15 protein-coding genes are annotated in these 13,499 nt (G+C 42.4%); 6 read left to right on the top strand and 9 right to left on the bottom strand.

The genetic code is table 11. The features are described 5' to 3' along the window. Positions 1-7: 7 nt before the first annotated feature. Positions 8-988 (bottom strand): helix-turn-helix transcriptional regulator, encoded by a 981-nt coding sequence (locus CHL1_RS01985; protein ID WP_250934489.1) that lies wholly within the window; start codon positions 986-988, stop codon positions 8-10. A 146-nt stretch (positions 989-1,134) separates the two neighbouring features. On the opposite strand from CHL1_RS01985, the gene CHL1_RS01980 reads away from it, so the two are divergent. Together CHL1_RS01980 and CHL1_RS01975 are read left to right on the top strand one after the other, a co-directional pair. Next, a complete protein-coding gene (locus tag CHL1_RS01980) occupies positions 1,135-1,773 on the top strand; it encodes a type 1 glutamine amidotransferase family protein (RefSeq protein WP_070369603.1) in 639 nt (212 codons plus the stop codon). Positions 1,774-2,101: 328 nt separating this feature from the next. Further along, positions 2,102-2,479, top strand: a complete 378-nt coding sequence (locus CHL1_RS01975) for a TnpV protein (protein ID WP_070369604.1) — start codon at positions 2,102-2,104, stop codon at positions 2,477-2,479. Positions 2,480-3,076: 597 nt separating this feature from the next. On the opposite strand, the gene CHL1_RS01970 is transcribed toward CHL1_RS01975, so the two are convergent. Continuing rightward, entirely contained in the window at positions 3,077-3,694 is a 618-nt protein-coding gene (locus CHL1_RS01970; RefSeq protein ID WP_250934488.1) for a TetR/AcrR family transcriptional regulator, read from the bottom strand. Between the two features lie 248 nt (positions 3,695-3,942). On the opposite strand from CHL1_RS01970, the gene CHL1_RS01965 reads away from it, so the two are divergent. Continuing rightward, a complete protein-coding gene (locus tag CHL1_RS01965) occupies positions 3,943-4,173 on the top strand; it encodes a hypothetical protein (RefSeq protein WP_070369606.1) in 231 nt (76 codons plus the stop codon). Here CHL1_RS01965 and CHL1_RS01960 read toward each other — a convergent pair. Next, entirely contained in the window at positions 4,160-4,699 is a 540-nt protein-coding gene (locus CHL1_RS01960; protein WP_250934487.1) for a nitroreductase family protein, read from the bottom strand. The two genes, CHL1_RS01965 and CHL1_RS01960, sit on opposite strands and share 14 nt — an antisense overlap. A gap of 212 nt (positions 4,700-4,911) precedes the next feature. On the opposite strand from CHL1_RS01960, the gene CHL1_RS01955 reads away from it, so the two are divergent. Beyond that, on the top strand, positions 4,912-5,277 hold the full coding sequence (locus tag CHL1_RS01955; protein ID WP_250934486.1) for a winged helix-turn-helix transcriptional regulator: 366 nt from the start codon (positions 4,912-4,914) through the stop codon (positions 5,275-5,277). Between the two features lie 95 nt (positions 5,278-5,372). Next, on the top strand, positions 5,373-5,924 hold the full coding sequence (locus CHL1_RS01950) for a cysteine hydrolase family protein (protein ID WP_148637986.1): 552 nt from the start codon (positions 5,373-5,375) through the stop codon (positions 5,922-5,924). 195 nt (positions 5,925-6,119) lie between these two features. Here CHL1_RS01950 and CHL1_RS01945 read toward each other — a convergent pair whose 3' ends face one another. The 3 genes from CHL1_RS01945 to CHL1_RS01935 form a co-directional block, all read right to left on the bottom strand. Further along, positions 6,120-6,659 (bottom strand): cysteine hydrolase family protein, encoded by a 540-nt coding sequence (locus CHL1_RS01945; RefSeq protein WP_250934485.1) that lies wholly within the window; start codon positions 6,657-6,659, stop codon positions 6,120-6,122. A gap of 50 nt (positions 6,660-6,709) precedes the next feature. After that, positions 6,710-7,126, bottom strand: a complete 417-nt coding sequence (locus tag CHL1_RS01940) for a secondary thiamine-phosphate synthase enzyme YjbQ (protein WP_070369611.1) — start codon at positions 7,124-7,126, stop codon at positions 6,710-6,712. Between the two features lie 127 nt (positions 7,127-7,253). Beyond that, positions 7,254-8,432, bottom strand: coding sequence for an aspartate aminotransferase family protein (locus tag CHL1_RS01935; protein WP_250934484.1), 1,179 nt, complete (start codon positions 8,430-8,432; stop codon positions 7,254-7,256). 142 nt (positions 8,433-8,574) lie between these two features. Between CHL1_RS01935 and CHL1_RS01930 the strand changes: the two genes are divergently transcribed. Next, entirely contained in the window at positions 8,575-9,015 is a 441-nt protein-coding gene (locus CHL1_RS01930) for a MarR family winged helix-turn-helix transcriptional regulator (RefSeq protein ID WP_250934483.1), read from the top strand. 29 nt (positions 9,016-9,044) lie between these two features. Here the strand turns inward: CHL1_RS01930 and CHL1_RS01925 are convergent, their stop codons facing one another. From CHL1_RS01925 to CHL1_RS01915, 3 genes are all read right to left on the bottom strand, one after another. Next, positions 9,045-11,933: an ABC transporter permease gene (locus CHL1_RS01925; RefSeq protein WP_250934482.1), complete on the bottom strand. Its 2,889-nt coding sequence runs from the start codon at positions 11,931-11,933 to the stop codon at positions 9,045-9,047. Positions 11,934-11,942: 9 nt separating this feature from the next. Next, positions 11,943-12,641, bottom strand: a complete 699-nt coding sequence (locus CHL1_RS01920) for an ABC transporter ATP-binding protein (RefSeq protein ID WP_250934481.1) — start codon at positions 12,639-12,641, stop codon at positions 11,943-11,945. Between the two features lie 175 nt (positions 12,642-12,816). Then, on the bottom strand, positions 12,817-13,437 hold the full coding sequence (locus CHL1_RS01915) for a TetR/AcrR family transcriptional regulator (RefSeq protein ID WP_250934480.1): 621 nt from the start codon (positions 13,435-13,437) through the stop codon (positions 12,817-12,819). Positions 13,438-13,499 lie beyond the last annotated feature (62 nt).

Here is a 13,499-nt window from a genome sequence, read left to right as displayed (position 1 = left end):
TTTATGCTTATTCTTCTTTAATCACTAGCCCGCCCCCTGATTCGTGCTCCCTGTCCGCATTTTCATATAAAGCAGCAATATCCTGGATTCTGCGTTTCATTTCCGCACGGATATGGGGCGGCTCCAAGCACTCGCATTTATCGCCAAAACTTAAAAGAATCGTGAAGTAATAGTCGTTCTCGATGAAGGGAAAATAAGCAATGTAATGGTCATCGCCGTCTGGCAAAATGTGTTCATACGGGCAATAATCAAGAACCCGGTCGAGGATCGATTGATGAATGCGGATTTTAATTTTTGTCTGCATCGTCGCCAGCGTATCCGAAAAATCCAACTCCAGTTTGTGATGTTCTCGTGGTACAAACGTTTTTTCTTCCATTTGCAGGTTTGAGATGCGGGACAGTTTGAATAAGCGAAAATCACTTCGTTTGTGGCAATACCCATGCCAATACCAATGATTACTTTTTAATAACAGCTGATACGGCTCGGCTGTTCGGGCGGTTTTATTGCCATGGCGGTCGGCATAGTCAAAGGATAGCAGCTTGTGTTCCTGTAACGCTGTTTTGACAATTTCCAAATAGGCTTGTATATTCCGGTTGCCCATCCATGGACTTAAATCGACATAAATCTGATTTGCCTTCAGTTCAATGTCTTTGGCGCTGTCGGCGGGAATAAAGCTCTTAACTTTGGCCAGGGCGTTTACCAGTTCATCCCCCCGAATCATTGTTGAAAGATTAGAAAGACCCATCAGGATCGCCGAAAGGTCGGCCGTCGAAAATACTTTTTTATCAACCTTGTACGTATCCATGATGGCAAAGCCACCGCCCACTCCCGGTGTCGAACAAACAGGAATACCCGCCATGTTGATCGCATCGATGTCACGATAAATGGTGCGGGGGGACACTTCAAACAGATCTGCCAACTCCTGTGCGCCGATCCGCTCTTTTTCAAGAAGAATCATAATAATACTAATCAGCCGGTCCACTTTCATCGGATCGCCGCCTTTCAATTTTTTAACTTTCTTTTTTTCATTGTAAATTATGGCCATACTGTTGTCAACAATTGCAAGGTATAATAAAAGAGCAACCAGGCATTACCTGTTTACATTTTAAAACACAATGAAAATGGAGGAAATTTATGTTTACGATCTATGTTTACGTTCTTGATACCTTGGCCGACTGGGAACTGGGCTATGTTACGGCAGAGCTTAATTCTGGTCGCTTTTTTAAAAAGGGCGCCCCACCGGTCTCGCTCAAAACAGTTTGCGCTACCAAAGCACCGATTACAACCATGGGCGGGATGACAGTCGTACCCGATTGCCTGATTGATGAGCTTGTGATGAGCAAAACAAGCGTCTTGCTCTTGCCGGGTGCCGATACCTGGAACGACCCCAAGCATAGCGCAATCATTAAAAAAGCCAGCGAATTTCTCGCTTCCGGTGCGACAGTAGGGGCCATCTGCGGGGCAACTGCTGCGCTTGCCAACTTTGGGCTATTAGATAATCGTCCGCATACCAGCAATGGCCCGGGATTTCTTGAAATCTTCTGTCCCGCTTATAAAGGCCAGGAATTTTATCTCGACCAGCCATCGGTTTCCGATCACAACCTGATTACGGCAAGTTCCACCGGCGCTTTGTTGTGGGCCAGACAGATCATTGAGCATTTGGATCTTTTTCAGGCAGACACCCTAGCCGCCTGGTATGATTATTTCAGTTCCGGCGAGCCCAAGCATTTTTTTGCCCTCATGGCGACCTTGCCGTCTGGCGATAACAACTGAGCGACTATTGTAATAAATAGCACAGCGCCATCGATCATACGGGATGGCTGTTTTGCACGACTTTCTGAACCTTGAATTTAATTCTTAAAACCTTCTTTACTTCATTCCGAAAGATACCGAATTAACGATGAAAAATAAATATCCGGTTGAGTTTTGGGTAAAAATATTTCACGACCGAAAAAATCAGGCCGAGAAAAGTTTGCGTCTGAGAAATTCCCGGTCAAAAACATGGACTCACGCAAATTGAGTCGCTTAAAAAATCTCGGTAAATTCGAAAATTGCAACATCGCTTTCGGAAAGGTTTGCACATTTGAAGGAGAAGGATTTAATGAACTCGGATCAATCCAAAATCGACCCGACCCTAACACCCGTCATTCAAAATGAGTATTTCGACAACAATACCCTTGATGCGTTTCATGTCATCAACCAGTCAGAAATCGGAAAATATGAGGCGCTGCGTTATCGTTATCTCAAAGAGCATAAGCAACACTTATTCCTGGAGCTGTTTTTCCAGGATAAACTCGGCGAACACCTGCGGACAGTCGAACAGTCGGCCCGCAATCGGCTCGATCAGATCATGGGGTGCCTTCTGGCTAGACATCCGGCGCCTGACCCGAAAACCAGCCCGTTAACCTGGGTATGGCACATGAACCAGCTCAAGGAACAGGCCCATGCCATTGTCGTTTCGGAACTGATTTACAACTAGAAGCAACACAAACACGAAACGAAGCATTTTTCTTCGTTTGAAACTATCAAAAAGTCAGCTAAACCAGCTGACTTTTTGTTATACTAATGTTTAGTGCCAGATGCTAACTTGCTACTTCATGAATTATTCAAATTATTAAGTTGTCAAACCTTTTTTTTTAATAATCAATGCCATAAAAAACATATAATCCCAAAATGGCCGTAAAAGCGGTTGCCGCAAATACGCTAAACCTTTCAGTAACACCAAAATAATCAATTGTACTAATCCCGTGCCAATTGCTCCGATTAACATACTTGATAGGCTAATTGTCGCAAGCACTGCCATGGACACATATTTTTTCTCTCGATAATCATCGGTTTTATCCGCAAGTGTATCATAGGCTTGATCGTAGCCGCAGATGTCATGACAGCTCAGTATGACTTCGCCCTCGCCTTCATCAATATAGGCTATTCTTCCATATGATGTTTCTACTTTATTCTGGTGTGTTTCAAATCGTGCCGATGCTTTTTTCTATTCGAGATTAAATTTTATTGCGATCACGCCAATACAACTAAGATTCCGCTAATAATCATAATAACTTTTTTCTTCTTCAAATGATCATACCTGCCTGCTGTAATTTTCCCCAAATACTCTTATATGTTCATTTAAGTAACCCTTAATCTGTTCTTCGTTCTCAGGATTACAGTCGTATTGTTGAAACAGTAAAAGAATCGGGCCATAAAATTGAAGCGCAATGATTTCCGGATTTTCTTCCCTGAACAATTTACCTTCAACCAGCTTGGCAAACGTCTTACCATGTTTATGAACCGCCCCTAATAAATAGGTCTCACCATACAGTCTGGCTGCCTGTTCATTGCCAAACTGTTCTCGCATTAATAATTTTCTATAATTTGATACTAACGGATCTTTCGTAAAAAGAGAAAACAGATTCCAGGATATTTCACATAATTTTTCAAGTGATAATTCCTTATATGCCTGTGCAACGTCTTCTGTAACTACCTCGGGAACTTCATTTTCCTGATAAACCAATTCGATTCGCTCTTTCATGCTCACCATGATACTGTCTAAAATGTCTTGTTTGTTTTTGAAATGCTTATATAGCGCACTCTCACGCACACCTACAGCACTTGCAATATCTCTTACTGATACGCCTGAAAAACCTTTCTGCGCAAATAAATCCAACGAAATATATAATATTCGCTCCTTAGTATCCATAATCACTCCTTTAATCATGTACCACAAGTGAACAAGTGTTAACCTAATAATAGTTAACACTTGTTCACTTGTCAAGCGCATTAATTAGAAAAATCCCCGCCTCAAGCTGCACACTTAAAGAGGCTGCGGGGACCACTCTGTTGGTTTATAACGGCATAAGCCGAATATCTTGACGTTTTAAATAGTCAGCGGTGGGTAGAATAATACTATCAAAGTGATTCCTGATCACAAAAGAAAGGAGCATTTACATGAAAAAGTTCTTGGTTCTCTTGCTTGTGCTTACCCTCTTTTTGCTCTGCGGATGTACCTCCGGAACAAAAAGCAGTGGTGATTCTTCCTCCCAAACTGATCAGACATCCAACAGCACGTCTTTGAACAGCTTTGAAGTCAGTTCTTTTAAAACAAAAGATGGTAATGACTCCTACATGCGAATGGCCAGTATTGAATCATCTCGACGCTGCCAAATTAGAAAAACTTGACAATCTCTGCAACTGTTTTTCTTTTGGGCATTTTAGGTTCCTGGGCGCCATAACCCAGTGCAATCACCGAAACGATGGTTTCATCTTGGCTGATTGACAGCATTTCCCGAATTTTATCGGCATCTCGAATACCCATGACTAAGGTATCCAAGCCCAGATCGATTGCCTTAAGGATCAAGTTTTCATTGTGTAAACCCAGATCATAAAGTCCCCAGCCGTTTCCCAATTCATTGGTCGGTTCACCATCCGGGTTGAAGCCAGAATCATTTTTGACAAAGGTGGTCACAATCAACACGGGTGCATCTGCCGAATTCTTTGCGTTAAACGGTGGTAGACAGGCTTCTTTAAATCTTGCCAGCGTTTCCTCGCTCTGAATAACATAATACCGGGCTGTTTGCGAATTTTTCCATGATGGCGCCAAAATCGCCGCCTCGAAAATTTGATTTAACGTGGCTTCATCTACCTTTTTATCCGGATCATACTTTCTGACACTTCTTCTTAATTCTACAACTTCCTGAAACTCCATAATTACCTCCCGATTATTTTTGTTTATTATACCGCTTTTGGCCCGGTAAATAACGTGGTTATTATTTTATTTATTATGGTTACTTTTTGAATCTGTTATAATAATCTTAAATTACGCTAGGTTTTGCGCCCTTAACTTTGTCCCCCCAACAGATTCAATTCCGATCGGTTAGTGCATAAACCTAAGCCGATCGTTAAAAAGAGGAGTTATCTATGAAAATCCGCACGGACTACACCTGTCCGCTTGAAATTGTCCACGACATTATCAAAGGCAAATGGAAAACCATTATCATTTTTCAAATGCGCACTGGTGCTGTTACGCTTTCTCAACTGGAGAAAAGCATCGCCGGCATCAGTCAAAAGATGCTCCTGGAGCAGCTTAAAGAACTTCGCCATTTTGGCCTTGTCGCCAAAGAAAATGCCCCCGGTTATCCGCTTCATGTTGATTACTATCTCACCGAACGGGGCAAGCAGATCCTTAAAGCCATTGAAATTATGCAGGACGTTGGTATTGACTATATGGTTGAACATCATCTGACTGCAGTTTTGGATCAAAAAGGAATTTGTTATCCCCGCTAATTGCCCGGGCATTTATCAGCCTACCCACAAAAAAGTGGGTAATTTACCTCCTATCCAAGATGAATTATACTGTCAAAAACAAGGAGGTTTAAGAAATGAAAAAAGCATTGATCCTAATTGATATCCAAAATGATTATTTTACCGGCGGACGTTTTGAACTCAATCAAACTGATGCCGCTGCCCAAAACGCCCAAAGCGCATTGGCGCTCTTTCGGAAAAAAGGGCTCCCGGTTTTTCATGTTCAACACATCAACCAAAGCCCGATCGCCCCTTTTTTCGTCGCTGATACCGAAGGGGTCAAAATCCATCCCCTGGTATCACCCTTACCTGGTGAAAGGGTGGTTATCAAACATACCCCGGATAGTTTTTTTAATACGGATTTATTACAACTGCTTAAGGAATTGTCGATTGAGCAACTGGTGATCTGTGGCATGATGAGCCATATGTGTATTGACACAACGGTTCGTTCTGCCAAACGACTGGGATTTGCAATAGAATTATTGAGCGATGCCTGTACTACTAGAGATCTGCTCTGGGAAAATACTCCGGTTCCTGCTGCCCTTGTTCACGCCGCTTTTATGGCTGCTTTGCAAAACACCTTTGCTGATGTGAAGGATACCCATACTTTTATCAAATCCAATTCCTAAAGATCGCCTGATCTTTATCACCAGCGCTGTTGCCGAAGGTAACGTTCTTACTTCCAATGGGGCATGACAAACAAAATATCCCAATGTCATGCCCTGATCCAAGACAGAGTCTGCAAATCCTTTACTGGTCGCCATTGTTGTCGCCTCATTTTGGGTTTATTATACCTCAAAAAATTGATTTAAAGAACTGACCTATTACCCATTTGCTCTTCGGTTAATAATGCGGATCTGCATACTTGCCATTACATCCAAAGCCGCCGCATTCAAACAATCATCATTGCTGGCGACACAGCTGGCATCAACAATAATTTCCGCTTCCGGCAAAGCCGCCTTGGCCAGCACAGCATCCGAGATCAGACAAATATTTGACACCACCCCCACCAGCTCGACCTGGTCATACTGGTTGGCCGCCAGAAACTCAGCCAGCTCCAGCGATCCAAAGGCGATCTTTTCAATACAGGTGTCGGTATCCCACCGCAGCTTTGCCACCTTGCCATAAAGCTCCCAACCGGGGGTTCCTTTGATACAGTGAACAACCGGTAAATTTCTGCCTTCCTGAGTATTCAGATAATCGGCGGTGTGGGTGTCATAGGTAAATAGAATTTCCTGGCCTTTCTGGCGATATGCCATTATTTTTTGGGCAATCGGTTCCTCAAGGAGTACCGCCTGGGGAAAGCCGAGAGCCCCATCCACAAAATCCTGCTGGTAATCAATGACAAGTAGAATGCTCTTCATCTATTTCACGCTCCTTCTTTATGCTGGTTGGATTCAGACTTCTAAATTTTTTACTCGCCAATGATTTTGACCAGCACCCGCTTATCCCGTTTGCCATCAAATTCAAAATAAAAAATCTGTTCCCACTGGCCAAAATCCAGCTTGCCGGCGGTGACGGCTACCACAGTTTCTCTTCCCATAATCGTTCGTTTCAAGTGGGCATCGGCATTATCTTCATAACCATTATGCCGATACTGACTATAGGGCTTTTCCGGCGCTAGTTTTTCAAGCCAGAGCTCATAATCCTGATGCAAGCCACTCTCATCGTCATTAATAAAAACACTGGCCGTAATATTCATCGCATTGACCAAAATCAGCCCTTCCTGAATGCCACTTTCTGCCAGGGCTTTCTCAACATCTCTGGTAATATTGACCAATCCTCTTCGTCTGGGCAAATTAAAATGCAACTCTTTGCGATAAGAAATCATTCTTGACTCTCCTTGTTTTTCTTTATTCTACTACTTTTTATCATAAAATTCAGCAATTTTTCAAAAGATGTTGATGGCATCGAATTTTCCATCGTATCCCCCGGACAAAGTCGGGATAAATTTACATTTAATCCAAACAAACTTTTAAAATCCCAATCATTTCATCGATCTGTTTCTTCTCGATCACCAAGGGCGGTAGGAATCGCAATACATTTGGTCCGGCGGTGATGATAATCAGTCCCAGTTCCTGGGCTTTGGCGATGACATCTGCAACCGGTCGATCCAGTTCAAGGGCTTGCATTAAACCCATCCCGCGTCGTTCTTTGACTCCCGGATAGTCCCTGACCAGTTCATCGAGTTTCGCTTCCAGATAGCTGCTGACTGCTGTGACATGAGTCAGCAAATCCGTCTCCTCATAGATATCCAAAACCACCGAAACGGCAGCTCCCGCCAGGGGATTAAAGCCGTAGGTGGTACCGTGATCCCCCGGTTCTAAAACCGCGGCAGCTTTTCCCCGGGCCGCAAACGCCCCGACAGGAATTCCGCATCCGAGGGCCTTGGCTGAAGTCACCACATCTGGGATGACGCCATATGCCTGGTAAGCGAACATTTCTCCCACCCGTCCCATGCCGCATTGGATTTCATCCAGCATCAACAACAGATCATATTCTTCGCAAAGCTTTTTCACCCCGCTTAAAAACTCGGCGGTGGTCGGATACAGGCCCCCTTCGCCCTGAACGGTTTCCATTAATATGGCGCAGGTTTTTTCATTGATCTGCGCTTTGACACTGGCCAGATTATTAAACTGGGCAAACTTGATATTTGGCATCATCGGACCAAAAGCTTCCTGGTATTTTGGCTGTCCGGTAACCGCCAACGCCCCCATGCTGCGGCCATGAAAGGAGTGATTCATGGCAATGATTTCGCCTGCGGGACTGCCAGTCTTATTAAAATAAAATTTACGGGCAATCTTTAGCGCCCCTTCAATGGCTTCTGTTCCGGAATTGGTAAAAAACACCTTCTCCATTCCCGATACCTGAATAAACTTCTCGGCCGCCTCAGCGGATGGCTTGTTATAAAACAAGTTGGAGGTATGAATGAGTTGATCGATCTGGGTTTTCAAGGCTTCATTATATTTTTTGTTTTGATAACCTAAGGCAAACACGCCAATGCCCGCTGCAAAATCAAGATATTTTTTTCCTGCATCGTCAACGAGATAAACCCCTTCCCCGGATTCTAATACAATCGGATAACGATTATATGTTTTTAAGAAATAGTTGTCAGCTTTTTTAATGGTCTGATTCATTATTTTACACGTCCTTTCAAATTTGTTTGTAATTGTAACATACGGCTCTTTTAATTGCAAGTAACAACTATTGCTTTTATCAAATATTGCAAGCGCAAATCAAACATGCTACAATAAACACAGCTTAAAGGAGGTGGCTGTTATGAATCGAGCACAACCAAAACAATTTAGAGAACAAATACGAATCCTGGAGCGAAAACTGGGACTCTTGAAAAAAAATAATGGCAGCTGCTGCGCCGCCGTTCTGACCCTGGCCCAATGCCATGCCGTAGTGGAAATCGGCCGTGTTAAAAGCATTTCTTTAAAGGACTTAGCCGTCATCCTGGCCATCGATATAAGCACCACCAGCCGCACCGTGGACGGACTTGTAAAAAAGGGATATGTCCAACGCATCCCTTCACTTGAAGATCGGCGCAGTGTTGACATATCCCTGACTGAATCTGGTATGGTTATATTTGAAACGATTGAAAGCAATAACGATACTTTTTTTGCAGATATTTTTGATAACATTCCCAATGACGAGAAAATGAATGTCCTTCATACCCTTGACGTCATTTTGGCCGCTTTTGATCAGGAATCTTAAGCCCGGTTGCTATAATTAAGTCCCCCCTGCTACTCGCGTTCCTTTAAAATCTCTACCAGGGAAATCTTTCTTAAATGTCTGCCAACCATAAAATTCACGATGGCGTAAGCACTTAAAATAATCGCCACCATGATCAGATAGGATTGGGGTGACATGGTGGCATTCATGCCAGCTGAAACATTGGATACCATATAAGGGTAAATCTTATTAATTATCATTTTAGAGGCCGGAATGGCAATAAGGGTCGTGAGCGCAACCGTATAAAAGGTGGTGCCCAGGTATAGCTTTTTTATTTCCCGTTCATTATAACCAAACACCTTGATTAACGAAATGCTGAAGGCTGATTTATCAATCATCATTTTTACCAGTAAATACATCACAATCGCAAAAAGCAGTACCGATGCGGCCAGAATGGTAATTACCAACCCATACATCATGGTGAACATTTGTCTGGCCGCAGCGACCATTTTATCGACCGTTATGACCGTGGCAATTCTTCCGGCTTCAATATCCAGTTCCTGATCAGACATCAGGGTATTATAGTAGTCCTCTTCCTGTCCAAACAGCTCACGCATATCTTTAATATCCATGAAAATATAGAGACCACTGGCAAAATTTACCACCGCTTTAACCCTAAAATTATAATTTCGATCGGTCAGATTATCGAAAAGGGTAATCTCCTCTCCGACCTGATAACCGAACTTATTAGCAACTGAGTCAGAAATGACCACCTCATTTTTTTCGCCATCCAGCGAAAAATCAAAATAGGGGTTTTGATCATCAATACCCTGAACCGTCACGTCCATCTCCCCCCCGGTCAAATAAAGGTCTGCGGTTAAAGACTCGGTATAAGCTTTAGTGGCATCAGTGGGGGCCGTTTCCATGGGATACTTCAGCAAGTAAAGATAATTGTACTCAACGTCGGATGCCACATTATTGACATAGGCACTAATACTCCCATAAATACTAAAGCCAAAAACCATCAGTAGAATAGCAATAGAAAGTCCACAAAACAGGGTGATGTTTCCCCGGATTTCACGTAATAATTGTCGAATCCGATAGCGATTAATAAAACCCATCTCCTTCAGGTCGATACTTGTCAGCTGATGCTGTTTCTTTTCCCGTCTGAGCAATTTAAGCGGCGCTAAGGATAGTTTGCTGTTGATAACTGTATAATTGACAAGCAAAGCAATCAGGATCGGTAGCAAAACACCATAAATCAAAAGATAGGGTGGAAATACCATGGCATATCCGGGATAAGAATAGTAGGCAACATTCTCCTTAATATTTTCGCCAATCAGCATAAACCCTAAGCCGGTCCCCAGCAGTGCTGATGCAGTGACAACCAGCATCGGCAGGATCATAAAATGTTTGAGTAGTTCTTTTTTTACATAACCCATTGAATAGAGCGCCCCGATCACGGCACTTTCCTTATCGATGGTATGAATCACAAATACTGAAATCATATAGGCAATTAAGGTGAGTATCATCACTCCTGCAATTAACGCTGAGTTTTTATTAATGGCGGCATCACTTTTACAGCTTGTAATCCGTTGATTATCATCAGCTTCTAAAAAAGTGATTAGATTGACATATTGATAATCCATATTTTCATTGATAAAATTGGTGACCTGATTTTTAAGTTCTCCCATCCCACTGTTTAATTCGGCCGAGCCATTACTCAAGGTATTGACCCCATTTGCCAAGTCCTTGCTGCCTTGATACAGGCTATCTGCGCCCGCAGACAATTCCACCGACCCGGAATAGGCCGATTCGACACCATTGGTATAGGCTGTTAGTCCATCTTTAAAGTCTTTGTAACTATCCAGTTGCGCTTTCATGGTATTAAGTACGATCACCGTATTCGTATCGGAGCCGTCAAGGGCTTTGGTCAAGCCGTCAATCACGGACCGGTAATTGTCGCCGGTAACGGTGACTGTCATCCCCATCTTTTCAAATTCGCTGTTTATCTGAGCAATCATCCCCTGAAAAACATCGTCAGCTGCTTTATTCAAAGTGGCATTGTAATTTGTCAATTCTTCTAAACCTGAGCTCAATTGATCGGTGCCACTTACCAGACTGCCTGCTCCTTCTGCCAATTCATTGCTTCCCTGTTTGAGTGAGTTGGCTCCATTTGCCAGTTTTTGCGTCCCATCTGCCAGATCATTAACGCCACCGGATAAATCATTCTTGCCTTTTTCAATGGTATCGATGATTTCTTGCATATATTTATTGGCGACCTTTGTTTTATCAAAATCCAGATCAACTAATTTTTCTTTTAGTTCTGAATCAGTCAGTTTCCCATCCAATTTATAGCTATAATTATATTCAACATTGATATCTTCTGCTAACAGTTGATTAAATTCCGACTCAGATACAAATCCGATGCTGAATTGTTTTAAATCCGCCAACACGTCCGAAACATTTTGGACAACATTGGAATAATCCGGCACTGTTCCGATCCCGGTCACCAGATAATTCTTTTGATCTACCTCAATAGATTGGCCAACCCTTATTCCATGCTTTTCGGCATAGTGTTTCTCCAGAACGATTTCACCCCTTTGATCGGCCAGTCGTCCCTCTTCCAGCTCAATAGTATTGATACTATTTCGATTCTTAAAAATCCTGAGAACCGATTTCTCTGGACCGGACAAATCAACATAGAAGGCTGCTTCGGTTCTTGCGCCCATTTTTTCAAGTTCCTGCTGCTGGTTTTCGGTTAGGGGAACATAAACCGAAAATTCTCCGTCTTCCAGTTGATTCTTTTCATTATTTTTATCAATCGTATAATTGACCACATCCGTAGAGCCAGCCATACTCACGACCAACCCCAGCGAAAAGATGATTAAAAATGCCAATGCTCCATATCGTGCCCAGTTTTCTTTTAACTCCCTGATGATTCGCTTATTCAAAATCATTGAAATAACCTACCATTCCAGTTGACTGGCCGGTTTTAATACCGTATTGGCGTAGTCTTGACTGATTTGACCGTCTTTGATTTTGATGACACGATGAACCATCTCTTTAATCGCAGTATTATGGGTAACAATGAGCATGGTGGTACCATATTTTTTATTAATCTTCTCAATCAGCATCAAAATCTCCCGAGATGCCTGATAGTCCAGCGCTCCGGTCGGTTCGTCACACAATAACAGTTCGGGGTTCTTGATCAGTGCTCTGGCAATGGCACACCGCTGTTGCTGCCCTCCTGATAATTGGGAGGGAAATTTTTTCTGATGCTCGGTTAACCCCAATACTTCCAGCAGTTCATTGATATCCAGTGGTGTTTTTGTCAGGTATTCGCAAACCTGGATGTTTTCTTTAACCGTAAGATTGGGAACAAGATTGTAAAACTGAAAAATAAAACCCAGAAAATTTCGTCGATAAAGCGATAATTCTTTGGGATTCAGTTTAGAAATCTCACTATCACTTATTTTTATGCTGCCACTATCGATGGTATCCAACCCGCCGATGGTATTAAGCAGGGTCGATTTCCCCGATCCGCTTGGCCCCAATATCGCACAGATTTGACCCTTTTGAATGCCTGTGGATACCCCTTTAAGCACTTGGACATAGCTGCCTCCTTCGCCATAACTTTTTTTAATATCATTCACTTCAATAAACATTTTTGCCCCTTTCATATTTTAAATATCAATGGTTTTTCTGAAACTTATTATTGTAGATTAGCCAAAACAATTTGATGTTTGCGTAGCATAACAGTGTTATGTTTAATCTAAAAAATAAAATTGAATTCCGGATTCGAATTCAATCGTATTTTTCTTTATTTAAAATTTTATCAAATCACTTTTTTAGTATCGCCAGCCAACCTCCGGTCAGGTATTTGGCAATGACCTCGGCTTGAATTAAGGCTTCTTCTAAAGTCAATCCGTGGGTCAGCAATTGAGCAAAGGACGACGTCTCCAGATGCGCCAGCCAATGCATGGTGTAGGGATTGATCTCATTTTCTTTGTCATTTTCAGAACTTATGTGATCTAAAAATTGCAACGTGTTTTTTTCCATTAAGTCGACCAGTTCATCATAGAAATTCTCATATGCTGATCCATTGGCTTTACTGAGAAGTAAAATAAACGCCTCTTTATTGGCATACATATAGGTTACAAACTCTCGCCCCTGCTCTATCCCATCGGCAATTAATGCCTCTGGGGTCGTTTTTGCATCCACATAAATAGCCTGCTCTTTTTCAGTATGATGGATAATGATCATTTTTATTTCATCAGCAACTTTTTTAACTAATGCCGCAAACAGATCGTTCTTATCTTTAAAAAAGAAATACAAGGCTCCCGTTGTAACCCCGGCTTTTTTGCAAATCTTTCGCATTGACGCTTTTTCGTAGCCCAATTCAAGAAACTCATCCTTGGCAACTTCTAACAATCGTTCTCGTGTTTCTGTTTCATTCCCCATTTTGCACCTTTAGTCTAACTATTTTAGATAACAGTGTTATGTTATCATGATAAACCCCTGCT

The organism is Acetobacterium wieringae (genome assembly GCF_023700225.1).
GTDB lineage: Bacteria > Bacillota > Clostridia > Eubacteriales > Eubacteriaceae > Acetobacterium > Acetobacterium wieringae.
The sequence above is the reverse complement of the archived record's forward strand: the minus strand, read 5'-3'. Positions and strand labels throughout refer to the sequence as shown.

Bases quoted from the DNA above. Each gene is read 5' to 3' on its own strand.
- CHL1_RS01985 (WP_250934489.1), bottom strand. From the start codon at position 988: ATGAAAGTGGACCGGCTGATTAGTATTATTATGATTCTTCTTGAAAAA.
- CHL1_RS01980 (WP_070369603.1), top strand. From the start codon at position 1,135: ATGTTTACGATCTATGTTTACGTTCTTGATACCTTGGCCGACTGGGAA.
- CHL1_RS01975 (WP_070369604.1), top strand. From the start codon at position 2,102: ATGAACTCGGATCAATCCAAAATCGACCCGACCCTAACACCCGTCATT.
- CHL1_RS01970 (WP_250934488.1), bottom strand. From the start codon at position 3,694: ATGGATACTAAGGAGCGAATATTATATATTTCGTTGGATTTATTTGCG.
- CHL1_RS01965 (WP_070369606.1), top strand. From the start codon at position 3,943: ATGAAAAAGTTCTTGGTTCTCTTGCTTGTGCTTACCCTCTTTTTGCTC.
- CHL1_RS01960 (WP_250934487.1), bottom strand. From the start codon at position 4,699: ATGGAGTTTCAGGAAGTTGTAGAATTAAGAAGAAGTGTCAGAAAGTAT.
- CHL1_RS01955 (WP_250934486.1), top strand. From the start codon at position 4,912: ATGAAAATCCGCACGGACTACACCTGTCCGCTTGAAATTGTCCACGAC.
- CHL1_RS01950 (WP_148637986.1), top strand. From the start codon at position 5,373: ATGAAAAAAGCATTGATCCTAATTGATATCCAAAATGATTATTTTACC.
- CHL1_RS01945 (WP_250934485.1), bottom strand. From the start codon at position 6,659: ATGAAGAGCATTCTACTTGTCATTGATTACCAGCAGGATTTTGTGGAT.
- CHL1_RS01940 (WP_070369611.1), bottom strand. From the start codon at position 7,126: ATGATTTCTTATCGCAAAGAGTTGCATTTTAATTTGCCCAGACGAAGA.
- CHL1_RS01935 (WP_250934484.1), bottom strand. From the start codon at position 8,432: ATGAATCAGACCATTAAAAAAGCTGACAACTATTTCTTAAAAACATAT.
- CHL1_RS01930 (WP_250934483.1), top strand. From the start codon at position 8,575: ATGAATCGAGCACAACCAAAACAATTTAGAGAACAAATACGAATCCTG.
- CHL1_RS01925 (WP_250934482.1), bottom strand. From the start codon at position 11,933: ATGATTTTGAATAAGCGAATCATCAGGGAGTTAAAAGAAAACTGGGCA.
- CHL1_RS01920 (WP_250934481.1), bottom strand. From the start codon at position 12,641: ATGTTTATTGAAGTGAATGATATTAAAAAAAGTTATGGCGAAGGAGGC.
- CHL1_RS01915 (WP_250934480.1), bottom strand. From the start codon at position 13,437: ATGGGGAATGAAACAGAAACACGAGAACGATTGTTAGAAGTTGCCAAG.